This window comes from Pseudomonadota bacterium (genome assembly GCA_039196715.1).
Classification (GTDB): domain Bacteria; phylum Pseudomonadota; class Gammaproteobacteria; order CALCKW01; family CALCKW01; genus CALCKW01.
On record JBCCUP010000040.1, the window covers coordinates 16,810 to 41,325 of the forward strand.

The 24,516-nt window shown below is 66.4% G+C and carries 22 protein-coding genes; 8 read left to right on the forward strand and 14 right to left on the reverse strand.

Annotation, left to right across the window (positions count from 1 at the left end):
- Window position 1 precedes the first annotated feature (1 nt).
- Genes AAGA11_14050 through trpS form a run of 5 tightly spaced genes read right to left on the reverse strand, consistent with a single transcriptional unit; the run spans window position 2 to window position 4,616 of the window.
- Entirely contained in the window at window positions 2-853 is an 852-nt protein-coding gene (locus AAGA11_14050; GenBank protein MEM9603984.1) for a hypothetical protein, read from the reverse strand.
- Window positions 847-1,971: an aldehyde dehydrogenase family protein gene (locus tag AAGA11_14055; protein MEM9603985.1), complete on the reverse strand. Its 1,125-nt coding sequence runs from the start codon at window positions 1,969-1,971 to the stop codon at window positions 847-849. The genes AAGA11_14050 and AAGA11_14055 overlap by 7 nt, the downstream gene beginning before the upstream one ends.
- A 1-nt stretch (window position 1,972) precedes the next feature.
- On the reverse strand, window positions 1,973-2,584 hold the full coding sequence (locus AAGA11_14060) for a LysE family translocator (protein MEM9603986.1): 612 nt from the start codon (window positions 2,582-2,584) through the stop codon (window positions 1,973-1,975).
- Window positions 2,581-3,612 (reverse strand): asparaginase, encoded by a 1,032-nt coding sequence (locus AAGA11_14065; GenBank protein ID MEM9603987.1) that lies wholly within the window; start codon window positions 3,610-3,612, stop codon window positions 2,581-2,583. The genes AAGA11_14060 and AAGA11_14065 overlap by 4 nt, the downstream gene beginning before the upstream one ends.
- Window positions 3,609-4,616: a tryptophan--tRNA ligase gene (gene trpS, locus AAGA11_14070; protein MEM9603988.1), complete on the reverse strand. Its 1,008-nt coding sequence runs from the start codon at window positions 4,614-4,616 to the stop codon at window positions 3,609-3,611. Before trpS ends, AAGA11_14065 begins: the two co-directional genes overlap by 4 nt.
- A gap of 308 nt (window positions 4,617-4,924) precedes the next feature.
- Between trpS and AAGA11_14075 the strand changes: the two genes are divergently transcribed.
- The gene (locus AAGA11_14075) at window positions 4,925-6,274 is read left to right on the forward strand and encodes a L,D-transpeptidase family protein (GenBank protein MEM9603989.1); all 1,350 of its coding nucleotides are present in this window, start codon (window positions 4,925-4,927) and stop codon (window positions 6,272-6,274) included.
- A gap of 104 nt (window positions 6,275-6,378) precedes the next feature.
- Here the strand turns inward: AAGA11_14075 and moaA are convergent, their stop codons facing one another.
- A complete protein-coding gene (gene moaA / locus AAGA11_14080; protein MEM9603990.1) occupies window positions 6,379-7,395 on the reverse strand; it encodes a GTP 3',8-cyclase MoaA in 1,017 nt (338 codons plus the stop codon).
- A 227-nt stretch (window positions 7,396-7,622) separates the two neighbouring features.
- On the opposite strand from moaA, the gene AAGA11_14085 reads away from it, so the two are divergent.
- Window positions 7,623-8,771, forward strand: a complete 1,149-nt coding sequence (locus AAGA11_14085; protein MEM9603991.1) for an alpha-hydroxy acid oxidase — start codon at window positions 7,623-7,625, stop codon at window positions 8,769-8,771.
- 23 nt (window positions 8,772-8,794) lie between these two features.
- Here the strand turns inward: AAGA11_14085 and AAGA11_14090 are convergent, their stop codons facing one another.
- Window positions 8,795-9,670 carry a DMT family transporter gene (locus AAGA11_14090; protein MEM9603992.1) on the reverse strand — a complete coding sequence of 292 codons (876 nt, stop codon included), beginning with the start codon at window positions 9,668-9,670 and terminating at the stop codon, window positions 8,795-8,797.
- Between the two features lie 106 nt (window positions 9,671-9,776).
- Here AAGA11_14090 and AAGA11_14095 point away from each other — a divergent pair, with 106 nt between their 5' ends.
- Entirely contained in the window at window positions 9,777-10,721 is a 945-nt protein-coding gene (locus tag AAGA11_14095; GenBank protein ID MEM9603993.1) for an XdhC family protein, read from the forward strand.
- A gap of 7 nt (window positions 10,722-10,728) precedes the next feature.
- Here the strand turns inward: AAGA11_14095 and betC are convergent, their stop codons facing one another.
- The gene (gene betC, locus AAGA11_14100) at window positions 10,729-12,270 is read right to left on the reverse strand and encodes a choline-sulfatase (protein ID MEM9603994.1); all 1,542 of its coding nucleotides are present in this window, start codon (window positions 12,268-12,270) and stop codon (window positions 10,729-10,731) included.
- A 172-nt stretch (window positions 12,271-12,442) separates the two neighbouring features.
- Between betC and AAGA11_14105 the strand changes: the two genes are divergently transcribed.
- Both AAGA11_14105 and AAGA11_14110 read left to right on the forward strand, forming a co-directional pair.
- A complete protein-coding gene (locus AAGA11_14105; GenBank protein ID MEM9603995.1) occupies window positions 12,443-12,658 on the forward strand; it encodes a TIGR02450 family Trp-rich protein in 216 nt (71 codons plus the stop codon).
- 1 nt (window position 12,659) lies between these two features.
- On the forward strand, window positions 12,660-13,379 hold the full coding sequence (locus tag AAGA11_14110) for an SDR family NAD(P)-dependent oxidoreductase (GenBank protein MEM9603996.1): 720 nt from the start codon (window positions 12,660-12,662) through the stop codon (window positions 13,377-13,379).
- 15 nt (window positions 13,380-13,394) lie between these two features.
- Here AAGA11_14110 and AAGA11_14115 read toward each other — a convergent pair whose 3' ends face one another.
- The 6 genes from AAGA11_14115 to AAGA11_14140 form a co-directional block, all read right to left on the reverse strand.
- Window positions 13,395-14,321, reverse strand: a complete 927-nt coding sequence (locus AAGA11_14115) for a 3-hydroxyacyl-CoA dehydrogenase NAD-binding domain-containing protein (protein ID MEM9603997.1) — start codon at window positions 14,319-14,321, stop codon at window positions 13,395-13,397.
- 79 nt (window positions 14,322-14,400) lie between these two features.
- Complete coding sequence (locus tag AAGA11_14120) at window positions 14,401-15,153, reverse strand: SDR family oxidoreductase (protein MEM9603998.1); 753 nt, start codon at window positions 15,151-15,153, stop codon at window positions 14,401-14,403.
- Between the two features lie 131 nt (window positions 15,154-15,284).
- Window positions 15,285-16,703, reverse strand: coding sequence for an aminobutyraldehyde dehydrogenase (locus AAGA11_14125; GenBank protein ID MEM9603999.1), 1,419 nt, complete (start codon window positions 16,701-16,703; stop codon window positions 15,285-15,287).
- A gap of 22 nt (window positions 16,704-16,725) precedes the next feature.
- Window positions 16,726-17,652 carry a 3-keto-5-aminohexanoate cleavage protein gene (locus tag AAGA11_14130; GenBank protein ID MEM9604000.1) on the reverse strand — a complete coding sequence of 309 codons (927 nt, stop codon included), beginning with the start codon at window positions 17,650-17,652 and terminating at the stop codon, window positions 16,726-16,728.
- A gap of 302 nt (window positions 17,653-17,954) precedes the next feature.
- The gene (locus tag AAGA11_14135) at window positions 17,955-18,734 is read right to left on the reverse strand and encodes an SDR family oxidoreductase (GenBank protein MEM9604001.1); all 780 of its coding nucleotides are present in this window, start codon (window positions 18,732-18,734) and stop codon (window positions 17,955-17,957) included.
- Window positions 18,727-19,872 (reverse strand): ring-hydroxylating oxygenase subunit alpha, encoded by a 1,146-nt coding sequence (locus AAGA11_14140; protein MEM9604002.1) that lies wholly within the window; start codon window positions 19,870-19,872, stop codon window positions 18,727-18,729. The genes AAGA11_14135 and AAGA11_14140 overlap by 8 nt, the downstream gene beginning before the upstream one ends.
- Before the next feature lie 139 nt (window positions 19,873-20,011).
- Here AAGA11_14140 and AAGA11_14145 point away from each other — a divergent pair, with 139 nt between their 5' ends.
- The 3 genes from AAGA11_14145 (at window position 20,012) to AAGA11_14155 (ending at window position 24,433) form a co-directional block, all read left to right on the forward strand.
- On the forward strand, window positions 20,012-20,977 hold the full coding sequence (locus tag AAGA11_14145; GenBank protein MEM9604003.1) for a GlxA family transcriptional regulator: 966 nt from the start codon (window positions 20,012-20,014) through the stop codon (window positions 20,975-20,977).
- A 348-nt stretch (window positions 20,978-21,325) separates the two neighbouring features.
- On the forward strand, window positions 21,326-23,527 hold the full coding sequence (locus tag AAGA11_14150) for a PAS domain-containing methyl-accepting chemotaxis protein (GenBank protein ID MEM9604004.1): 2,202 nt from the start codon (window positions 21,326-21,328) through the stop codon (window positions 23,525-23,527).
- 96 nt (window positions 23,528-23,623) lie between these two features.
- On the forward strand, window positions 23,624-24,433 hold the full coding sequence (locus AAGA11_14155) for a protein-glutamate O-methyltransferase CheR (protein MEM9604005.1): 810 nt from the start codon (window positions 23,624-23,626) through the stop codon (window positions 24,431-24,433).
- Window positions 24,434-24,516: the final 83 nt, after the last annotated feature.

The window sequence follows — 24,516 nt, forward strand, 5'->3', positions numbered from 1 at the left end:
GTCAGGCGCGCAGCAGCACACGCCCCAGGCTGAACAGTCCGTAGAGAAACAACAGCGGCAGCACCACCGACTGCAGCAGGAACACCACGATCAGGTCGAGGGTGCTCTGCGCGGCGTCGGTCGCGGCCTGCTCGTAGGCCACGAGGCTGTCCTGCCAGTTGCCGAGCGAACGCGCGGCGTTGCCGAGTTGCGACAGCAATCCGGTGTCATCGTCGGTGGTCTGCAAGTCGTCGTTCAACGAGCTGATGCGGTCGCGGGTCGCCTCGAGGTCGGCCTGAGCGGCCGCGTACTGGGGTGCAAGGAACTGCCGGTACGCCAGCTCACCCATCAACACGGTGACTGGCACGGCAAAGCGCAGCACCAGCATCACCAACAGCAGCCGTTTCAACCAGAACGCGAAGCGCGGCCGCCGCCACCAGCCGAAGGCCACGCCGGCGACGGCCGCCAGCAAGGTGCCGGCGAGCAACGCAGTGGTCAGCCACCACGCACTCATGCTCAGCAGCGCTTTCTGCATGCCGAGTGAGCTGCTGGCCGCGAGCATGACCCAGGCGAAGCGTTCGACCATGTCGTTGATCGGGTCCAATACCTGGCCCGGGGCAAAGTTGACGCCGATACCGGCCGGCTCGAGCGCGAACTCGGTCCCCTGTGCCACCGAGACCACCCCGTTCAAGGCGCGTGCGACCGCGAAGGCCACCAGCGCGCGCTGCAAGGCGCCGTCGATGTGGCCGGCGCTGGTGTCGTCGAGCCACCGCGACTGCGCGAGTGCGATCACGAGGGCCGCCACGCCGGCGGCGGTCAGCACCCACCGGAGCGGCGACGAGATGCGCTGCGCGGCGAGCCACGCTTTCAACACGGGTGCTCCGCGTGCTCGCTATGGCGCCGTGGCACGAGCCAGGTGTGCCAGGCCTGCGGATCCAGTTCGAGCGCTGACGACGGCACCGTGTTGATGCAGATCCGGTCGGCGAGGCCGGCGTGCTGTTTGATGTGGTGCAGTTCCCGTTGGTCGATGCTGAACACGCTGAAGCAGCGCACGACGCGGTCGATCGCCGGCACGGTGTCGGTCGCGCGCACGGTGATGGCGCCGTGTTCGGCTGCCGCCGTGTCGGCGGTGTCGGCGTGTACGTGGGGTCGGGGCAGGTGGTCGGGCCACGCGCAGGTGGGCTCGCAGGGGTCGCCGCCGCGGCACTGTGCGAGTGCGTCCGTCAGTCGGTGTGTGATCTCCCAGTGCAGCGCGTGGTCGACCATCACGTCGCACACACTGAACGCACCTCTGCCGTTTTGCCAGCACACGGCCTCGGCAAGCTGGGTGACCGTGTGCTCGACCGGCGCGGAAGGCGCGACCCAAACCGCGTGAGACCCGGGGGTACCGGTGACCGGCGCCCCGTCGGGGTCGAGTCGCAGGCTCGCAGCCGCTGCGGTGTCGGCTGCCTGGGCCCGCTGCCAGAGCGACGCCAGGGTGCGGGCGAGCAGCATCCACGGTGCCTGGGGTTGCCAGCGGACCGTGCAGCCCACGTAGAGCGCGGACGCGAGCTGCGCGAACGCATCGGCGAGGCCGTCACCCGGGCGGCCTGCCACGCCAACGTCGCCGCGAGGGCGCCAGGTTGTCTCAGCCGTTTCCGCCGGCCACTGGAGGCGCTGGGAGACCTCGGCAAAGTGCGCCGCGCCGGCTGCGACGCTGCGCTCGCATTGCGTGAGCGGGTAGCCGGTCTCGAGGCAGTGCGCGTGTGCGAGCGGTCCGGCGTGGGCGGTGATCAGCGCGGCAAAGCGGTCCAGGGCACGGTGTCGCTCGCTGCGGCCGCGCCGGGCCCAGTCGCCGGCGGCGCCGGCGTCGTGTTCGGCAACCGGGGCAGTGGGTGACACCAACAGTGTGTCGTCGACAGGCGCGGGATGGCCGGGCGCGTGCGGGTCCGCGTCGATACCGAGGGCGTCGAGGGTGCGGCGCCAGTCGGCGGCGGCGGGTGCGCGGACCACGTCAGCGCACCAACAAGGCCCAGAGGCCGGCGCCGCACAGCAGGCCGCCGCCGCCCAGCGCAAGCGGGCGGGTGGAGCGGGGCGACGTCAGCCAGGGCCGGGCTTGCGCAGCCAGCAACGCGAAGGCCGCCGCGTTGATCGCCGCCAGGACCACGAAGGTCGCGCCGAGCACGGCGAACTGGGGTGCCGCCGCAGTGGTGGGGTCGACGAACTGCGGCATGAACGCAAGAAAGAAGGTGATGCCCTTGGGGTTGGTTGCGGTGACCAACCAGGTGTGGAACGCCATGCGGCGGAGCGGGGCCGAGCCGGTGTCCGGCAAGCGCGGTGTGAGCCCCTCACGCATCATCGTCACGCCAAGCCAGATCAGGTAGCCGGCGCCGAGCACCTTGACCACAAGAAAGGCCGTCGAGGAGGCCTGCAACAGCAGGCCGAGGCCAAACAGGGACAGCAGCAGGGCCGTGGCGTCGCCCGCCGCGACCGCGAGGGCGAGCGGCAACGCCATGCGTCGCCCGTGTCGAATCGACCAGGCGACGACAGTCAGCACCGTCGGGCCCGGGATCATCTGGATCACGATGCAGGCGAGGGCGAATCCCAACCAGACGCTGAGCGTCACGACACACCTCCATTTCGCAAGGTTGACACCAAGCCCTCAGGCGCCCGCATCTCGCCGACCCGCTGGCCGCGCGAGTTTCGCACGTCGGGGGTCAGGATGTCGGCGAGGGCGTCGCGCTGCGGGCCGTCGAGCAGACCGAGAGCGTCGAGGGCGGCGCCGAGGGCCACTTCGCTGCCGCGCCGAGCGCCGTCGTCGATCTTGAGCGCGAAGCCGATACCGAGCGACGGTACACCACCGGCGAACACGCCTTCGGCGCCGGTCTTGACCAGCGTCACCGTGTCGAGGTCCGCCATCACGCGGGTGCAGGCGCGGCCGGTGCCGGCGACCATGTGCGGGTGGGCGTTGCAGGCGGTGACGATGCGCTCGGCGGCGGCGGCGCGCTCGCCGGTCAGGCTACCCGGCGTCACCAGCCGGGCGAAGCCGCGTGCCAGCGCCGTCAACGGGAAGGCGAGTGCCGGCAAGCCGCAGCCGTCGTAGTCCCAGGCGCAGCGCTCGGTGTCGACCCCACAGAGATCGCCCATGACCTGGCGCCAGTGGCGCTGGCTCGGGTGTTCGAAGGCCTGGTAGTCAGCGTGCGCGTGCCCGGCGTGCCGGCACAGCGTCAGCATGCCGGTGTGCTTGCCGGAACAGTTGTGGTACGCCCGGTTGGGTGTGCGCTGCGCGCGGTGAAACTCGGCCAGCAGCGCGGGCTCCATTGGTGTGTCCACGCCGCAGGCGAGGGCGTTCTCGTCAAGATCGAGTTCGGCGAGCCAGGCTTGCACACGGTCGTGGTGGCACGCTTCGCCGTTGTGCGAGGCACAGGCGAGGGCGACGTCGCTGTCGCTGAGCCCGTAGGCTTCTGCAGCGCCGCTTTCGACCAGCGCGAGCGTCTGGATCGGTTTGTAGGCCGAGCGTGGAAAGACCGGCCGGTCCACGTCGCCCAGCGCGAAGCGCACCGTGCCCTCGGCGTCGACTGCCACCAGCGCACCGGTATGGTAACTCTCCACCAGGCCGCCGCGGGTGATCTCCGCGAGCACGGGACGGGTCACGAGCGGATCAACCCGACAGCGTGGCGCAGTTGCTCAACGTAGGGGCCGCTCTCGGCGCGAGCGCGCGCCGCACCCGCCTGCAGGATCGCCTCGACCTCGGCCGGGTTGGCCATGAGCGCGTTGTAGCGCTCGCGCGGCTCGGCCAGGATGCCGTTCAGCTTTTCGAACAGCTTCTGTTTCATGTCACCCCAGCCGATCCCGTCGGCGAACCACTGGGCGGCCTCTTCGGTTTCCGCCTGGGTGGCGAAGGCGCGCCAGATCTCGAACAGCGAACTGCCCTCGGTGTCTTTCGGTTCGCCGGGTTCGAGCGAGTTGGTGACGATGCGCATGACGGCCTTGCGCAGCTTCTTTTCGGTCTCGAACAGCGGGATCGTGTTGTTGTAGCTCTTGCTCATCTTGCGGCCGTCGAGGCCGGTCAGCGTCGAGCCTTCCTCGGGCACCACCACATCGGGCAAAACCAGCAACTCGCCGTAGTGGTGGTTGAAGCGCTGCGCGATGTCGCGGGTCATTTCGAGGTGCTGGATCTGGTCCCGGCCAACCGGCACGTGGGTCGCCTTGAAGATCAGGATGTCGGCGGCCATCAGCACGGGGTAGCTGAACAGGCCCATGCTGATGCCCTTGTCGGGGTCGGCACTGCCGGCGTCCTCGTTCTCCTGCACCACCGCTTTATATGCATGCGCACGATTCATCAGGCCCTTCGCGGTCATGCAGGTCAGCATCCAGGTCAGTTCCATGACTTCGGGGATGTCTGACTGGCGGTAGAACACGCAGCGGTCCGGGTCCAGGCCGAGGGCCAGCCAGGTGGCGGCGATCTCGAGCCGCGAGCGCGCCACGACTGCGGGGTCGTGGCATTTGATCAGCGCGTGGTAGTCGGCCAGGAAGTAGTAGTTCTCGGTGTCGGGCCGTCTGGACGCCTCGATCGCCGGGCGAATCGCGCCCACGTAATTGCCGAGGTGCGGGGTGCCGGACGTGGTAATACCGGTCAGGTAGCGCTGGGTAGCCATGAGCTCGCTGTGCGGGGTGTGAATGGCGGTCAGTCTACCGTGGCAGCGGCGCCAAGGGGTGTGTCCCGGGGCACACACCGGGCCTCTCGGCGCGGCGGTGAACCCGGGAGGCCAGTCCCTGGGATGCCAAAAAATACTACACCTTCGCGTGGTGGTGCCGCCACAGAGTGGGCAAGCCCACAACCCATCGAGAGAGCCGGCGCAAAGACCGGCACCAAGCCCATACCATGCAAATCGTTAACGTTTCGCTGCCGCACGCAGGACGTGTGCACAAGCATCTTCTTAACGGTGTTGCACTCGTTGTATTAGTGTCGACGCCACGGCTCGGGGTCTGTCTGTCATCGGTTCTGCCACTGTCGCAGGCCGAGGCCGCAATCGCCCTCAGCACGGATCACCTTACGACGCGGGCTGACCCGCACGTCCCCGCGGCGGTGTTCTTCGAGGACGGTCCTGTCGGATTCCACCCTGCCGACGGGGAGACAGCGCAGCCGGCGCCCGCGCGCCGCTCCTACCTCGTCGAGCCGAGGGTGCCGCGGGTGGTTGACCCCGCGGCCCACGCCCGCGAATTTCAGCACCACCGCATGGCGGACCTCGACGCCCCGGCCACTGTGCGTCGCCTGCGCGGTCTGCAGGCGCGCTACCAGCGTCTGGTGGACGCGGGTGGCTGGACTTCGATTCCGGCCGGTCCTGATGTCGCCCCTGGCGCGTTCGATGACCGACTGACGGCGGTGCGAGCGCGCCTTGCACTCACCGGCGACATCGCCTCGCCCGACGGCGAGCCGGTGCTGGACCGTGCGCTGGTGGACGGCCTGGCCCACTTCCAGCGCCGCGTCCAGTTGCCGCCGACCGGCGCGTTGGATGCCGCCACGCTCGCCGCGCTCAACGTCCCGGCCGAGCGTCGCCTGATGTCGATCGCGCTCAGCCTGTCGCGCACCGTGGCTCTGCCGCGGGATGCCGAGCAGGACTTCGTGCTGATCAACATCGCCGGCTACGACGCCACCTACCAACGCGGTGATCGCGTGCTGTGGTCCGGCAAAACCATGGTCGGCACAACCCGGACCCGCACGCCGCAGCTCGAAAGTGCGATCGACCGGCTGGTGTTCAACCCGACCTGGATCGTGCCCAACGGGATCGCGACGCGCAGCGTGTTGCCGGCGGTGATCAAGGACCCGGGCTACCTCGCGCGCAAGAACCTGCGGGTCTTTGACATGAAATGGCAACCCGTCGACCCGAACACGGTCGACTGGCGCGCGGTCAAGGCGAGCCGCAACCGGGATATCTACATCCGGCAGGACGCCGGCGACGACAACGCGCTGGGCAAGGTGAAGTTCATGTTTCCCAACAAGCACAGCGTCTACCTGCACGACACGCCGAGCAAGCACCTCTTCGACGAGGGCGTGCGCGCGTTCAGCAACGGCTGCGTGCGACTCGAGAACCCGATGGCGCTGGCCTCGGCGATGCTCGATCTGCAGGGACTGAACGGCGACGCCCTGCGGGCGCACGCCGAGGCGACGACGCAGCCCGAGGTGATTCGATTCGAGCGGCCGGTGCCGGTGCACATGGTGTATCTGACGGCCGAGCTCGGTGAAAAAGGCGAGGCGGTGTTCCACGCCGACGTCTACGACGAGGACACCGAGCAGGCGATGGCGAGTCTCTGAAAACGCTGTCGGGAGGACGGTGCCGACAGATGGGGTGCGGCGGCCGTCACCTGACCGGGGCCAGGGTGGGCCCCGTGCCGCGTCGCCGAACACATCCGCGTGACTCAACCGCCGATGTAGGACATCTCGACTTTCTTGATCGGCGTGCCGGCGAGCGAGGCGCGGACTTCGGAGTAGCGGTCTGACCGGTGCGTCCAGATGGCATCCAGGCGGTCGCGCAGCGCGTCGTCGTCGGCGCCGTCGCGCAGCAAGCCACGGAAATCGTGACCCAGGCTTGCAAACAAGCAGGTGTAGAGCTGACCGACTGCGGACAGCCTCGCGCGGTGGCAATCGCCGCAGAAGGGTTGCGACACTGACGCGATCACGCCAATCTCGCCACCGCCGTCGCGGTAGCGCCAGCGCTTCGCCACCTCGCCCGTGTAATTTGGTTCGACCGGTTCAAGTGGCAGTGCGGCGTCGACGGTTTCGACGATGTCGGTGGCGCTGAAGACGGCGTCGGGCTGCCAGCCGTTGGCGTTGCCGACGTCCATGAATTCGATGAACCGCAGGATGTGCCCGGTGCCGTGGAAGTACTGCGCCATCGGCAACACGTCGTCGTGGTTCATGCCCCGTTTGACGACCATGTTGACCTTGATCTTCTCGAATCCGGCGTCGTGGCAGTGCGCGATGCCGTCGAGCACGGTTTGCACCGAGATGTTGACGTCGTTGACGGCCTTGAAGGTGTCGTCGTCGAGCGCATCCAGGCTCACGTTGACGCGGTCAAGGCCGGCGTTGCGCAAGTTGCGTGCGCGCGTCGGGGTGATCAGCGACGCGTTGGTGGTGATAGCGATGTCTTCAACGCCAGGCACCCGCTTGAGCCGCTCGATCAAGCGTTCGAGGTCGCTGCGCACCAGCGGCTCCCCGCCGGTGAGCCGAAGCTTGCGGACGCCGCGCTCGGCAAAGACGCGGACCAGCCGCTCGATTTCCTCGAACGACAACAGTTCGCGACGGGGCAGAAACAGGTGATTCTTGTCGAACACCTCGCGCGGCATACAGTAGACACAGCGGAAGTTGCATCGGTCGGTGACCGAGATGCGCAAGTCGCGCAGCGGCCGTCCGAGGGTGTCTGTCAAGGCAAACACGGGCAACCTTCAGGTAGGCAAAACGGGCTGTGAGCCTGCCACAACTGCCTTGGGACCGCCACTGAGTGGATCACAGGACCCGCCACAGACGACCATCAAACGCCGCAAGGCACTCTCAAAATCCGCTAGGCATTTGAAAACCCTTGGGGTTTTGGCCGCTGGCGTGCGTGGACCGACACGCACAGGGGGCGCTATGATGTGCGGCTGACCACACGAGCGCGAGCACCATGGCACCAGTTTGCGAGATAGCCGACCTCAAACGCATGGCACAGCGGCGTGTGCCGCGCATGTTTTTCGGCTACGCCGACTCGGGGTCCTGGACGGAGTCCACCTACCGCGCGAACGAGGCGGATTACCAACGGATCAAGCTGCGTCAGCGCGTGGCTGTCGACATGACCGGTCGCAGCATGGCCAGCCAGATGGTGGGCCAGTCGGTCTCAATGCCGGTGGCGATCGCGCCGACCGGCGCGACCGGCATGCAACACCCGGACGGGGAGATTCTCGCTGCCAGGGCCGCCGAGGCCTTTGGTGTGCCGTTCACCCTCTCGACCATGAGCATCTGCTCGCTGGAGGCGGTGGCCGAGGCGGTCAGCAGCCCGATCTGGTTTCAGCTCTATGTCATGCGCGACCGCGGCTTCGTCCACGACCTGATCGCGCGCGCCCAGGCCGCGCAGTGCTCGGCGCTGATGATCACACTCGACCTGCAGATCCTCGGTCAGCGCCACAAGGACATCCGCAACGGGCTCTCCGCGCCACCGAAATTCAACCTCAACACCGCCCTGCAGCTCGCCACACGACCGCGTTGGTGCCTCGGCATGTTGGGCACGAAGCACCGCGAGTTCGGCAACATCGTCGGGCGGGTCAAGGGCGTAGACGATGTCACGTCCCTGACGCAGTGGGCGGCACAGCAGTTCGACCCCAAGCTCGATTGGGACGAGGTTGCACGGCTGGCCGAGTTGTGGGGGGGCAAGGTGATTCTCAAAGGCATCCTGGATGCCGAGGACGCTCGTCGGGCGGCAGACCTCGGCGTGGACGCCATCGTTGTGTCCAACCACGGCGGACGTCAGCTCGACGGCGCACCCTCGACCATTGAGGTCTTGCCGTCGATCGTCGAGGCGGTCGGTGACCGCGTCGAAGTGCACGTCGACGGCGGGATCTATTCGGGTCAGGATGTGTTCAAGGCCTTGGCGCTCGGCGCCAAGGGCACCTACATCGGCCGCGCGATGCTCTACGGCCTCGGCGCGATGGGTCAGGCCGGCGTCAGCAAGGCGCTCGAGATCATCCATAACGAACTCGACATGACGACGGCGCTGTGCGGCGAGCAGACCATCGACGGTATCGGACCGCACAACCTCTACACCCCGGCCGGTCGCTGACGGCGCGTGGCGTGCGCGGGCAATCAGGCCCGGTGCGCCGCGGCCGACTCGCGCAGGATGGCGTAGACGCCGGTGGCGGCGACGATCGCGGTGCCGATCAGCGTGACCGCGTCCGGCACCTCCTCGAGCACGAGCCAGCCGAGGCCGATTGCCCAGAGCATGACCGTGTAGCGAAACGGCGAGACGAAGCTCAGGTCGCCGCAGCGCACGCTGGTCACACTGCTGAGGTAGCCGATCAGAATGAAGACGGCTGCGCCCATGAGCCAGCCGACGTCGCTCGCCTGCATGGGCGTCCAGGGCGTCACCGTGCAGACCGCCGCGGCCATCAGCGTCACGGCCGCCGCGGTGCTGAAGGCGACGAACAGCGAGGAAACGGACGTCGACATACGGCGCGTGATGAGGTCGCGCACGACCACGCCGACCATCGCGGCGAGCCCGTAGAGCGCATAGATATTGAAACTGCCGCCGACCGGTTTGACGATCAGCATGACGCCGATGAAGCCGACCGCGATCGCGCTGTAGCGTCGCCAGCCGACGCGCTCGCCGAGCAGCAGCGCTGCGGCTAGCGTGATCGCCAACGGGGTGAACTGCAGGATGGCAGTGACCGTCGCCAGCGGCACGTGCAGCAGGGCCGTGAGGAAGAGCACCGTGATCACGATTTCGGTGACGATGCGCACGGCGAGCAGGCGGCGGTCTCGGGCGCTCTCGGGCAAGCGCACCTGCCGCTGCCAGAGCGCCACCGCCCCCAACAGCACCGTCGCGGCCGCGCCGCGCACCAGAATCGCCTGGTACAGCCCGATGTCCTGCGCCGTGAATTTGATCAGTACGTCGTTGCAGGCGTAGCCCGCCATCGCCGCCATCATCATCAGCGCGCCTCGGGTGTTGTCGGTCAGGGCCATCACGGGGCTGGCGCCTCTGGCGAGCGGGTCAACGGGTCGGGCTCCGCGTGTTGGTGGTGTGCCACACTACAGTGAGAGGTGTAGCAGGACATCGGGGTGGTCAAGGATGCACGTCGACACCGAAAAGGTCGCGCGCCGCGCGCACGCATGGTACCGGGCCGGCATTCCGACGTGGTGGGTCACGGTGCTCACGACGTTTGGGTCCTCGCCGGCGCCGGTGGGCTCTACTCTAGCGGTCAATGAGTCCGAAGCGTGTGTGGGCGGCATCGGTATGCCCAATATTGATCAGGCCGTAATCCGCCGGGTGTTGGCGCACACGCCGAGCGAGCCGGTGGTCTGGTCGCTCGGCGACCAGATGGACAGCGCAGGGGCGCTCGGCCTGCCGGTTGGCGCAGACCCGGTGGTGGTCCAGGTCGAGCCGCTGACCGACGCCCGCGCCGACGGGCTCGCCGTGCTCGCCGACATGCTGAGCCAGCGCCAGAGTGCCGAACGCCGTGTGGATTCCGGTGAGGTGGTCAGTGCGACACCGTTCGCGCCGGTGATCGACCGCGACCACAACACGGTGGTGCACCACCCGCCCTGGCGGCTGGTCATGACCAGTGTGACCCCGCTGACCGTTGAGCTCTGCGAGCGCACCGCGAGCCTTGGCTTCGACTGCGTCGTGCTCGAGCCTCGCGAGGCTTTTCACGCGCTCTGGCCACGCCAGAGTGTGCTCGCTCACTGCCGCGTCCACACCGGCGCGGTGCCGGACGCGGTGGCGGCGACGGCACTCGACGCGCGCACCGCGGCACTGGCGCTTGCACACGACCCCGCGCTTGACGACCCGCTGTTGCTCGCATCGCTGGACGCACCGGTCTTTCTGATCGGCGCCCTCGGCTCGCGCGCCAACCACGCCGGTCGGCTCGGCCGGCTGACGGACGCCGGCGCCGACCCCGACCGCTTGCCGCGGATTCAAGGGCCGGTGGGTGTGGACATCGGCAGCAAGACCCCCGCCGAGATCGCGGTCTCCGTGCTTGGCAGCCTGATCGCAGCGCGCAGCGCGCTGGGCTGACGAATCCTTAGCCGCGCGCGGTGCCGCCGATCGGCGGAAAGCGTGTGCGCGCGGCTGCCTCGGTCCAATCCATGTGGTTGCGTACGTACTCCTGGCTTGCGTCGCGCGGTGGCGTGTAGTCCCAGTGCGGCAGGATGCCGGCTTGCATTGCGGCGTGCACGGCGCGGCGCTGGTGCTGTGTGGCGATGATCTGCTCGCGCAAGGCGGCCGAGTCCCAGCGCGCGGTGGCCTCCGCTCGGAAGGCGGCTGCCGTGTCAGCGTGCGCCGGGTCGTCGGCGAGGTTGGTGAGCTCGTCCGGGTCGGTGTCGAGGTTGTAGAGTTGTGCCGGGTCGGCGTCGCAGTGGATGTACTTCCACGGGCCACGGCGGATCATGAACACCGGGTGCGAGGCCATCTCGGCGCAATATTCGCCGATCGCTTCCGACACCGGGTCGGCCTCCCCGCGCGCGGCGGGCAAGAGCGAGCGGCCATCGATCGGCTGGCCGAGCGCGGGCTTGTCCTGGCCGGTGCTCGCGGCGATGTCGAGCAGGGTTGGCAGGATATCGACGAGGGAGCAGGCGTTGTCGACCGTGCCGTTGGCGATACCGGGGCCCGCCATGATCAGCGGCACACGCGCCGAGTGCTCGAAGTGCGACATCTTGTACCACAGTCCGCGTTCGCCAAGCATGTCCCCGTGGTCGGCGGTGACGATGACGATGGTGTTGTCGAGCTGGCCGTTGTCCTCGAGGCACTGCAACAGCTCACCCACCTTGCTGTCGAAGTAGGACGTGTTGGCGTAGTAGGCGCGGCGCGCGTTACGCACCTCCTGTTCGGTCACGGCCACCGTGCTGGCCTCGATGCCGTCCATCAGGCGCTGGCTGAACGGGTCCTGCTGTTCACGCGACAGCACGTGCTTCGGCATGTCGATGTCGGCGTCGTTGTACAGGTTCCAGAAGCGGGGCAGGGCGACGTACGGGTCGTGCGGGTGGATGAAGCTCGCCACCATGCAGAAGGGCGCGGTGTTGTCGCGCGCGTAGTCGAGCAGTTTGCGCTTGGCGAAGAACGCCACCTCCTCGTCGTAGTCGATCTGGAAGGTGCCGACCCCCTCGCCCGCTTCGCGCACCGAATCCATGTTGTGGTACCACTTGTCGATGCGTTCGTCCGGCGCTTCCCAGTTGGGCGTCCAGGCGAAATCCGAGGGGTAGATATCGGTGGTGATGCGCTCGTCGAACCCGTGCAACTGGTCGGGCCCGACGAAGTGCATCTTGCCCGACAGGCAGGTGCGGTAACCCATGGCCCGCAGGTAGTGCGCGAAGGTCGGGATGGTCGCCGGAAACTCGCTCGCGTTGTCGTAGGCGGCGATGCGGGTCACCAGTTGGCCCGCCATGAACGAAAAGCGCGAGGGCGCGCACAACGGGGAGTTGCAATAAGCCGCGTCGAAGCGTGCGCCGCGCGCTGCGAGCGCGCTCATCGACGGCGTCTGTACTACCGGGTGGCCGTAGGTGCCGGTGAACTGCGGCGCGAGCTGGTCCGCCATGATCAGGACGATGTTAGGTGGTGTGGTGGCCATGCGGTGTTCCCCTCGGCGGCGCGGTGAGTGCGGAGCAACGCTACCAGATCGCCTTGTGCCGCAAAGACGCGCGAGCGACACCCGATGACGTTCGTGGTGTGGGCAACACGAAGCCGACCCGCGCGCCGCGAATGCAGTAGGCTCTCGGCTGACACCGCCCGGAGCCCCACCCGTGAACCGCATCAACCCGAACAAGCTGCTGCACAGCAAGTGGACCGCGGTGCAGCCTGTCGGCAAGGCCGTGCACTTCATGGTGGTCGAGCTAGAGCGGGATGCGGACGGGGCCGTGACGCGCTGCCTGCTCGACGCTGTCGTGGCCGGCCAGTCGTCCTGGGTCGACTGGCGTGCGCTGAAAGACGCCGGTGCCTGGCGGCACGGCTGGCGTTGACGTGGCGCGCGCCCGACGCTCCGTGGTTGTGGGTGCGACGTCCGGTATTGGCCGGGCGGTGGCCGAGGCGCTTGCCGATCGGGGCGACGAGGTGGGCGTCACCGGCCGGCGCACCGCGCTGCTCGAGGCGCTGGTGCAATCGCTGCCGTCGCCAAGCCACGGTCGGGCCTTCGACGTGTGCCAGGCCGACGCACGGGCGCAGTTGCAAGCGCTGTTTGACGAGATGGGCGGCGTGGATCTCGTCGTGGTCTGCGCCGGGACGGGGTTCACCAATCCCACGGTCGACTGGTCACTCGACCGTGACACACTCGAGACCAACGTCGTCGGCTTTGCGGCGATGTGCAACGTCGCCTGGCACCACTTCGTGCAACGGGGCGGTGGTCACCTCGTTGGCATTTCCTCGGTGCTCGCGGTGCGTGGCATGCGCTCGGCGTCCTACGCCGCCTCCAAGGCTTTCGTGTCGCACTTTCTCGCGGGCCTGCGGTGCCGCGCCGTGACCGACCGGCACGCCATCACCGTCACCGACATCAAGCCGGGCTTCGTTCGGACGGCGATGGCCAAGGCGGACGACGCGTTCTGGATGGCCTCGCCCGAGGTCGCGGCCCGACAGATTGTCGAGGCCATCGAGGCCCGGCGATCGCACGCCTACGTGACCCGCCGCTGGCGCGTGATTGCGTGGCTGTTGAAAGCGGCCCCTGAGTGGTTGATTGCGCGACTCTAGCGCGGCTGTGCAGGCTCAGTCGCGCAGCGTGCGGGTGTGCTTGAGCATGGCCTCGATCAGCGCGTCACGCCGTGCAATGTCGGTGTCGTGGCCCCGGTCGAAATCGGCAATGCCGTCGCGCAAGGTTGCGATGGTCTCTTCGGTCAGTTTCGCGTCGCCGAGATCGTCCCACCAGCGGTGGAAGCTCGGGCCGTAGCGGTTGCAGAACTCGGCCAGGCCGCCTTCACCCGCGCCGAGGTGAAAGAGCTGGTGCGGGCCCATCGCGGCCCAGCGCAGGCCCGGTCCGGCCCAGACGGCAGTGTCGACATCTTCAACGGTCGCGACGCCCTCGGCGACGAGGTGGATGGCCTCTCGCCAGAGCGCGGCCTGCAGGCGGTTGGCGACGTGCGCGCTCACTTCCTTCTTGACCCGGATGGTCACCTTGCCGCAGTCGCGGTAGAAGGCTTCGGCGACATCGACGGCGTCGGGGTCGGTGTGGTCGTTGCTGACCAGCTCGACCAGGGGAATCAGATGCGGCGGGTTGAACGGGTGGCCCAAGAGGAAGCGCGCGGGGTTGCGCCACCCGGTTTGCATCTCTGACACCATCAGGCCGGAGGCGCTTGAGGCGACCACGGCGTGCGGCGCGAGCACCGGCTCGATCTCGCGAAACAACGCGTGCTTGATGTCGATGCGCTCGGGCACGTTCTCTTGGACAAAATCCGCGGCGTCGACCGCTTCCGGGGCGCTGGCCGCGAACCGCACCGTGTCCGGGTCGCCGCGTTCGGCCATGCCGAGCGATTCGAGTGTGGGCCAGACAGCTTCGATGCGTTTGCGGGTGGCGGCCTCGAAATCCGCTGCAGGGTCGTAGACCGTGACCGTCTTGCCGGCGGCGAGAAACAGCGCGGCCCAACTCGAGCCGATGACGCCGGAGCCAATGATAGCGGTGTTCTGGAGGGTTGTCATGGTGTCTGTCCATGCCTGTCACCGCGCTGCACGGGCCACCCGTGAGGCGCGACAACGCTGTGAGGGAACCTACTCAAAATCAATACAACCCCGGATTGAGTGGCGACGCCGCCGTCATGCCGCCGTCGACCGTGAACAACTGGCCGTTGGCAAAAGCCGCGTCGTCGCACGCGAGCCAGGCTGCCATGTTGGCGACGTCGTCGGGCTGACCAAATCGGCCGACCGGGTGGCGCGCCAGGGCATCCCGCTTGGCGGCAGCGGGGTCTGTCGCCACCGCGAACGCCGCGTCGGCCATACCGGTCAGGATCCAGCCCGGGCAGATCGCGTTGCAGCGCACGGTGTCGCCGTGGTCGACGGCGATCGAGCGGGTCAGGCCGTGCACGAAGGCCTTGGAGGCGTTGTACAGCGCCATGCCGGGGTCTGCCACGGTGCCGGAGATCGAACCGATGTTGATGACGCTGCCTCCGGCGCGCATCTGTGGGATGAAGGCGCGGCAGCAGTTGAAGACCCCGCGCGCGTTGGCACCGACGACGGCGTCCCAGTCGGCGTCAGAGCTGTCAACCACGCTTTTCTCGATCTGGACGCCGGCGTTGTTCACCAGGACGTCGATCGCACCAAGGGTCCCGGCCAGGGCGTTGACCGCGTCGGGGTCGCTGACATCGCAGGGGTGCCAGGTGCAGTCGCCTGGCCAGTCGTCCGGCTTCGCGCTGCGCCCGCACCCGACGACGTCTGCGCCGTCGGCCAGGAAGCGTTCGACGATCGCGCGGCCGATGCCCTGGCGTGCGCCGGTGACGAGCGCGCGTTTGTTGGCCAGCTTGCCTTCAGTTGCCATCTATCCGCGCCATCGTGCTGTGCAAGGTGGTCCGTCACACGGTGGCCGTCCCACACGTTTTGTACCGTGTGTCGACTGTGGGAGGGCACACTCGGCGTGAACCGACCCGCGCGAATCGCTGGCGCACCTCATCAATGCGCCACCATCACGTGGCGGATTGCGGTGTACGCGTCGAGAGCGTAGACCGACATGTCGCAGCCGTTGCCGGAGCCTTTCATCGCAGCCCAGGGCATCTCGGGTGTGCCGACCCCGTGCGTGTTGACCCAGGTGAAGCCGTAGCGCAGTTGACTGCACAGCTGCATCGCAAGCCCGACGTTCTGGGTCCAGACGCTGGACGCGAGCCCGTAGCGGCTGGCGTTGGCCGCCGCGACCGCGTCGGCGACGTCGTCGAAACGGGACACCGTGACCACCGGCCCAAACACCTCATCGCAGGCGATCTCGGCGTCGTTGTCGACGTTCGCGACCACGGTGGCCGGGTAGAAGAAGCCGGGTCCGTCGGGCATCTTGCCGCCGACGACCACCTCGCACGTGGCCCTGGCCCGCTCGACGAAACCGGCCACGCGCTCGCGTTGGGCCGCCGAGATCAGCGGTCCCATTTCGACGCCGTCCTCGCGCTGGCTACCGGTCTTGATCGTCGCCACACTCGATTGCAAGGCCGACACCAAAGGATCGTAGACCGCGCTGTGCGCCATGATCCGGCAGGGCTGGGCACAGTCCTGACCGGCGTTGAAATAGCTGCCGCCGCGGATGGTCTCGACCACCGCATCGATGTCGGCGTCGGCGCACACGATCACCGGCGCCTTGCCGCCGAGCTCCAGGTGCACGTGCCGGATCTGCTCGCTGCCCGCGCGCATCGCGGCCATGCCGGTCGCCGGCGACCCGGTCACGGTGATCGCCTCGGTTGCAGGGTGGTTGATCAGCTGGTCACCGACCGACGCACCGGCGCCGTGCACGATGTTGACCACCCCGGGGGGCAGACAATCGGCCAGGGCGTCGGCGAAGGCGAGGGTGGACAGCGGTGTCAGCTCCGAGGGCTTGAGCGTCACGGTGCAACCGGCGGCGAGCGGCGCGGCGAGTTTCCAGGAGGCCATCATCAGCGGGTAGTTCCACGGCGCAATCGCCGCCACCGGGCCAACCGGGTCGCGTCGGATCATCGAGGTGTGGCCGGCCACGTACTCGCCGGCAGCGCTGCCGGTCTGGGTGCGCGCCGCGCCGGCCATGAAACGGAACACGTCGATCGTCAACGGCATCTCGTCGGCGCGCGCGCTGTCGAGCGGCTTGCCGCAGTCGATCGACTCGAGTTCACCGAGGGCGTCGGAGGCGGCCTCCATGCGGTCGGCGAGCGCGAGCAGGGCAGCGGCCCGCTCGACCGGCGGCGTGCGAGACCAGGTGTCGAACGCCCCCTCGGCAGCCCGCGCAGCGGCGTCGACCTGGTCGGCGGAGGCGGCGTTGACCGTGGTCACGGCAGCGCCGGTGGCCGGGTCGATGACGTCGATGGCGTCACCGGCGCCCTGGACGCGTTCGCCGTTGATGAGCAGTCGGGTTTCCATGGCGTTCACCTCGGGTTGGAATTCAGAAGGAGACGGCGTTGCCGCCTTTGAGGCCGAGTCGTGCACGGGCCTCCTCGGGGGTGGCCACGCGGTGGCCGAGCGCTTCGACGATGCCGCGGATCTTCTCGACCTGCTGTGCGTTGGAGGTCGCGAGTTCGCCCTTGCCGATGTACAGGCTGTCCTCTAGGCCGACCCGCACGTTGCCTCCGAGCATCGCCGCCTGGGTTGCGAAGGGCATCTGGTGCTTGCCGGCGGCCAGCACCGACCACTCGTAGGCGTCACCGAAGAGCTTCTGCGCGATCGTGTGCATGTGCATGAGGTTGTCGGGGTCGGCGCCGGCGCCGCCGAGGATGCCGTAGATCAGTTGGATGAAGAACGGCGGTTTGACCAGCCCCTTGTCGACGAAATACGCGAGGTTGTAGAGGTGGCCGAGGTCGTAGCATTCGAATTCGAAGCGCGTGCCGTGGGCCTCGCCGAGTTCGCGCAAGCCGTACTCGATGGTCTTGAAGGTGTTCGGGAAGATGAAGTCGCGGGTCATCTCCAGGAAGGGCTTCTCCCAGTCGTGCTGAAATTCGCTGTACTTGTCCGCCATCGGAAAGATGCCGAAGTTCAGCGAGCCCATGTTCATCGACGCCATTTCGGGGCTCGCGGTCAGCGCCGCCGCCAAACGCTCATCGATCGTCATGCCGAGGCCACCACCGGTCGAGATGTTGACCACCGCGTCGGTCTGCTGCTTGATGCGCGGCAGAAACTGCATGAAGGTGTCGGGCCGGTGGTCGGGTTTGCCGGTCTCGGGGTGCCGGGCATGCAAATGCAGGATGCTGGCGCCAGCCTCGGCCGCACCGACCGCCGCCTCGGTGATCTGGTCTGGCGTGATCGGCAGGTGCGGGGACATGGTTGGGGTGTGGATGCCACCGGTGACCGCGCAGGTGATGATGATGGGTTTCATGGGGTGTTCCTCTATCTGTCAGCTGCGCAGGCCCCATGCGCTGGCGCACGGCGTGGGGCATGCGCCGGGACTCGCCCCGGCCAGCGAGTCACTTTTTTGTGCGCACAAAAAAGTGACGAAAAAAAGCGCCCCCCGTTGCTGGCCCACTGCGTGGGTCCGCTGCGTTGCTCGTTGCCGCGGGGCGCCGTGGAATTCGCTTCGCTCAAACAGCCACAGCGCTCGGACCCGCGCCAACTGCGCGACTCGCCCAGCGCCAAGGGGGAGAGGCAATTGACTTGGGTGTCCGCGGGTGCTGTGCTGGCTCACAGTTTCATCTGCTGGACCTGGGCGCTCAGGCCGCCGTCGATGATGAAGAGCTGGCCGCTGGCGTAGCGGGCTTCGTGGCCGGCGAGCCAGTTGACCATGTTGGCGATGTCTTCGGGTTCACCGTAGCGTTGGATGGGGTGGACATCGCGCACGGCTTTTTCCAGGCTGGCAATGTCACCGCTGTTGCCGAAGAAGCTCTGCAGCATAGGCGTGTTGACGTAGCCGGGGCAGACGGCGTTGACGCGGATGTTCTCCGGTCCGTGGTCGCAGGCCATGGCGCGCGTGAGCGCGTGCACGGCGCCCTTGCTGGCACAGTACACAGCGAGTTGCGGGTCGGCGATGAAACCGTCGTAGGAGCCGAAGTTGATGATGCTGCCGGCGCCGGCCTTGCGCATCAGGGCGACCGCGCGGCGGCTGGTGAGGAACATGCCGGTGACATTCACCGCCATCACGTGGTTCCACTCGGCGAGGCTGGTGTCCTCGATCGTCTTTTCGATTTCGACGCCCGCGGCATTGACGAGAATGTCGAGCTGACCGTGGTCGGTTCCGATCTGTTCGAAGAGTGCGTCGACGCTGTCCTCGGATGTCACATCGAGGTCGACGTCGATGCCGAAGCCGTGCGAACGCGAGCCGGCAATGTCGGCGCAGTAGACCGTTGCGCCCTCGCGGACGAAGCGCGCGCAAATGGCGTGGCCGATGCCGCCGCGCCCACCGGTGACCACCGCTACCTTGTCGGCGAGGTAGTGCGCCGGCACGGCGCTGGCACGCTCAGACACGGTCGATACCCCGGCGGTACGCATCGAGTACCAGGCTGTGAAAGTGGTGCACGGCGTGCTCGCTCAAACCCGAGAGTTCGGCATCGACCAGGTACCGGCCCTGGCGAAAAGCCGGGGTGTGCATGCCACGTTGCACACTCTCGACCAGGCCAATGTCTTCGGGCTGCAAGACATCGTCGATGAACCGGATGGCCTCCTGTTCCTGGTCGTTCGGAGTCGCGGTCTCGAAGAAAAAATCGAACTCTTCGTAGCAGTGTTCGGGTCCGTCGGGGTGGAAACGCCACACCATGAAGTTGCCACGGCCGGGGTAGCGCATCAGCGCGGTGTTGGGCCAGAGGTACCACACGGCATGGTCGGTGACGCTCGCGCCTTCGACATTGTATGCCGCGTTCTCCAGTTTGCCGGCGAGTGCCATGTGGCTCGAGTAGATACCGTGCGTTTTGACCTCGTAGGTCGTCATGTCAACCAGGGTGCAAAAGTCCTTGTGTGCTACCGGGCAGTGGTAGCACTCAAGAAAATTGTCGACCACGGCCTTCCAGTTTGCGTTGATGCGGTAGGTCAATCGGTGCGAAAACGTCAGGTCAGCGATGTCTGGTGCGTAGTCGGTGATTTCGGAGGCGAGGTTCTCGGATTGTGTCGCGAGTGGTGCGGCATCGGGGTCGAGGTTGATGAAGACGAGATGGCAGAACACCTCAACCCGGATCTCCGTGAGTTTGAAATCCGACGGGTCGAAATCCGCCAGATGCTCGGAGCGTCGCGCGACCTTGAGGTGGCCGTCTGTGTTGTATCCCCAGGCGTGGTAGGGGCACACGATGACCCGGGTGCGGCCTTCGCCGTCGAGCAGCTCGTGACCGCGGTGTTTACACACGTTGTAGAAGGCCCGCAACGTCCCGTCTGCACCACGCACGGCGACAACGCTCTGACCCTGCACGCGCATCGTCATGTAGCGGCCGGGTTCGCGCAGCTTTTCCTCGTGACACAGGAACTGCCAACTGCGGTGAAAGATCTCGTTGCGCTCGAGCTCGAGAAAACGGGGGTCGATGTAGCAACGGGTGTTGATCGACCAGGACCGGTGGGGTTCGGGTGCAAACCCGTCACCGATGCTGGCCAGGTCATCCGAGGTCAGTGGTGCTTGCATGTCAGCCTCCGCACGGCACGGACCGTCAACTTAGCGTCCGGCTTTCCTCACGATATGATATATATCGACAATAAAATGATAAAAATCGCCATTTTCGGCTGACCTTGTTGTCTCCTGTCGCCGCAAGTGCCTCTCAGCCATGACCAGATCCATCGATGTGCTGTTGTTGCCCGACTTCAACAGCGCGGCGTGCCATGCGTTTCTCGACCCGCTGCGTGCGGCGAATTACATCGACGGCAGCCGACACTACAGCTGGCGGTTTCTCGGCACCGGAAGCGAGCCCGTGCGGGCCAGCAACGGGCTGATTGTTCAACCCGAGGCGGTGTTCAGCGGCGACGCCTGCGACTGGCTGGTGGTCAACGCCAGTTGGGCACCAGAGCGGTTCAGGCACCGCACGTTGCAGCAGAGATTGCGGCGTGTCGCGCGCTCGGGCGCCGCTGTTTTCGCGTTGGACACGGGCGCCTTCGTGTTGGGTTGGGCCGGGTTGCTCGAGGGCGAGATCGCCTGTGTGCACCCCGAGCACGCCGCCGCGTTCCGCGACACTTTTCCCCACATCGAGCTGCGAGATCAGCTCTACACACAGGGTCGCGGCCGGGTGTGCTGTTGTGGCGGCATCGCCGCGGCCGACCTCGCCATCGAGATCGTCAAACGCGATGTTGGCCTGCCGCTCGCGGAAGCGGCACGCCGTTATGTCTTTCACCCGGGCGCGCGCGGTGGACACGCACCCCAACAGTCCGAGCCGTCGACCGCCGTCGACAGCAACCTGCCGCCGGTGATCCGTGATGCCCTCGTCCTGATGTCCCGCAACCTCGAGGAACCCCTGGCGATGGCGGACGTGGCGCACTACGTCGGCTGCTCGCAGCGGCAGCTCGAGCGGCTCTTCCGACGCCACACCGGCCGCACGCCCGTGCGGCACTACCTCGAGTTGCGCCTGCAGCACGCGCGCGCGCTGCTGACCCAAACCAACCGCAGCGTGTCCGACATCGCGAGCGACTGTGGCTTTGGTCGAAGCGATGCGTTTGCGCGCGCCTACCGTCGTCACTTCAACATCGCCCCCCGCGACGACCGTCGCCTCGGCCGCGTGCCGTTCGAGTTTCGCCGCTGACCCGACTGTCCCGGCGTGCCGAATGCCTGCGTTTGCATCACGCTCGGTCTCGCACGTCGTTGATTTGTGCACGTGCAACAATCCCGACGGGTTGAAACGCGTTAATTAATCCAAGCCCGGGTCGATAGCGTGGTGGACTGTGCACCAGGTTTGCCGTTCGCGGTCGCGCAACGGCAGATGTTGCCGCTTCGTCCCGAAACGGTACGGCGGCGAGGTGCACACAACCGACAACAACGACAGCAACAGGCATGTTGCGACGCGAACGAGGGCACAGGCATGGCCGCAGAGTCGAGCAAAACCACTTCAGACACCTGCAACGTTGTAACCCCGTGGCAGAACGCCACCAGCATGGTGGCCGCACTGGACACGGCTCAGGCGATCATTGAATTCGATCTGGTGGGCAACATCGTCCACGCAAACGACAACTTCCTGGTGACGCTCGGCTACTCGCTCGACGAGATCGTCGGACAGCATCACCGCATTTTCTGCGAGCCGGCGTACGCCGAATCGGACGACTACAAGGCGTTCTGGGCGGCACTTGGCAACGGCGAACGCGCTGCTGCGGAGTTCAAGCGCCTGGCCAAGGACGGCAGCGAAATCTGGATCAACGCGTCCTACAACCCCTTGCACAACGCCGACGGCGAGTTGGTCGGGGTGGTGAAGTTTGCCACCAACGTGACCGAGCAAAAGGCCAACACCGCCAGGCTCGAGAGCAAGTACAGCGCGATCGACGGCGCCCAGGCGGTGATCGAGTTCGACCCCGACGGCACCATCCGCACGGCGAACGCGAATTTTCTCGCCGCCACGGGCTACGCGCTGGACGAAATCGCCGGCCAACACCACCGGATCTTCTGTGAGCCGGGCTACGCCAACTCGGTGGAGTACGGTGCCTTCTGGAAAAACCTGGCCGCGGGCGAGCGCGTTGCCGACGTGTTCAAGCGTCTGACGAAAGACGGCAGCGAGATCTGGATCAACGCGTCCTACAACCCACTGTACGACGCCGATGGCCGCGTGCAGGGTGTGGTGAAGTTTGCCACCGATGTCACCGAGGAGCGGGTGACGTCGTCGGAGAACGAGAGCAAGCTCAATGCAGTCGAAGCCGCGCAGGCGCGCATCGAGTTCACCCTCGACGGCCAGATTCTCGATGCCAACGACAATTTCCTCGCGACGGTGGGCTACTCCCTGGCCGAAATCCAGGGCAAGCACCACCGCATGTTCTGTGATCCTGAATACGCTGGCACGCAGGAGTACCGCGATTTTTGGGACACCTTGCGCGAGGGCCAGTTGGTTGCGGGTGTGTTCAAGCGTGTCTCAGCCAAAGGCGACGACATCTGGATCAACGCTTCTTACAACCCGGTGCTGAACCCCGAGGGCGAGGTGGTCAAGGTCGTGAAGTTCGCGACCGACGTGACCGAGGAGCGCCAGCGCAACGCGGACAACGAGGGCAAGCTCAACGCGCTCGACCGCAGCCGTGCGATCATCGAATTCGACCTCGAAGGCAACGTGCTCACCGCAAACGAGGCGTTCCTCGGGGAGATGAAATACCGCCTGGCGGACATCGTCGGCAAACACCACAGTCTGTTCTGCGACGCCGAGTACGCGGCGTCGCCGGCCTACAACCAGTTCTGGGCGAAACTGCGCAGCGGTGAGTTCGACACGGGCCGGTACAAGCGCGTGGCACGCGACGGCAGCGCCGTGTGGATCGAGGCCTCGTACAACCCGATCTTCGACGCTGACGGGCGCCTCTACAAGGTCGTCAAATTCGCCTCGAACATCACCACACAGGTCGAGGTCGAGGCCGATGTGCGCAATCTCGCACAGGAGTTCACCGACGCCTCCAGCCAGATCGCCGAGCGCTCCGACAACGTGGCCAATACCGCGCAGTCACTCGGTGCGAACACCGAAGAGATGAACGCCGCAGTCGAGGAACTCACGGCGTCGATCGACTCGATCGCATCGAACAGCAAGAACGCCGACCAGCTCGCGCAGTCGACACAGCGTGCCGCCGAGGTCGGTTCGACGGCGATCAACGATTCGATCGAAGCGATGAAACTGATCAACAAGTCTTCCGAGGACATCAGCGAGATCGTCAAGGTGATCAGCGAAATCGCCAGCCAGACCAACCTGCTGGCATTGAACGCCGCGATCGAGGCCGCCCGTGCCGGTGAACACGGCCTGGGCTTCTCGGTGGTCGCCGACGAGGTGCGCAAGCTCGCCGAGCGCTCTTCGCAAGCCACCAAGGAAATCACCCAGCTTATCAGTGAATCTGTGAAAAACGTCAACCAGGGCAGTCAGACCTCGCGAGACGCGGTGCGCTCGTTCAACGACATCGTCTCCGGGGTGCACGACACCACGCGCGCCATCGCCGAGATCTCCTGCGCCGCTGAAGAGCAGCTCATCGCCGCGCGCGAAGTGAGCAGCTCCATTCAGCAGATCTCCGAGGCCACCGAGAAGTCGGCGCACGCGTCGGAGGGCATTGCCAAGGCCACGCTCGACCTCACCCGCGGTGCCGAGCACCTCATGGAGAGCGCGAACAAGTTCGCTGTCTAGGCGGGCGTCGAGTCAGACCCCGTCTCGCTTTGACATGGATCGGTGCGGCCACCCTGCCGCACCGCGTTGGACACTGATACACGGAGACCCTTGATCGTGAGCGCTCTGAAGAAGTCGCACGAAGATCTACCGGGTGTCTGCGCGCTGCCACAGGCCACACAGCAACGCGTGATTGACACCATTTACCAGCAATCCGGCCTTCACCTCGGCGAGCTGACCTGTCAGTTCGTCGAGACCCGACTCAAACGGCGCCTGCGCGCTGTCGACATGGACGACGCGGCGGCATACCTGGATCTGGTCGACCGCGACGCGGACGAACGTGAACGCCTTGTCAACGCGTTCACCACCAACGAGACGGCGTTCTTTCGGACACGGCCATTGTGGCGCTACCTCGAGAACACCTTTTTTCCAGCCCTGGTTGAGCGGCGTCCCACCGGGCTGTTGCGTTTCTGGTCGGCCGCGTGCTCGACCGGTGAAGAAGCCTACTCGCTGGCGATGTTGAGTGAACACGTGCTCGGCCCGCTGAACGTGAAACCGAAGGCGCAGATCCTGGCGACAGACATCTGCACGGATGTGCTGAAGCAAGCGCGTCTCGGTGAGTACGACGGGCGCAACATCAACCGCTTGCGCATGAGCCGACCGGAGATGCTCGACACCTACTTCAGTTCGGAGGCGGGTCGGTACACCGTTGCGCCGCATGTCCGCAAACGGGTGCAGTTTGCCAAGCACAACCTCATGCAAGACAACGGACAACGCGACACCTACGACCTGGTCATGCTGCGCAACGTGTTGATCTATTTCTCGCAGGACGACCAGATCAGCATTGTGTCGAAGATCGTGTCCGCGCTGCGTCCCGGTGGCGTGTTGACCATCGGCGAATCGGAGTCGTGGGGGGTTTTTTTTTAGGGGCGGGGGTAAGTTGAGCCCAGCAAAAAAAAGAAACCCGCGTGCATAGGCAGTAAAAGGTGGTTGTTGGACCCCACGGGCAA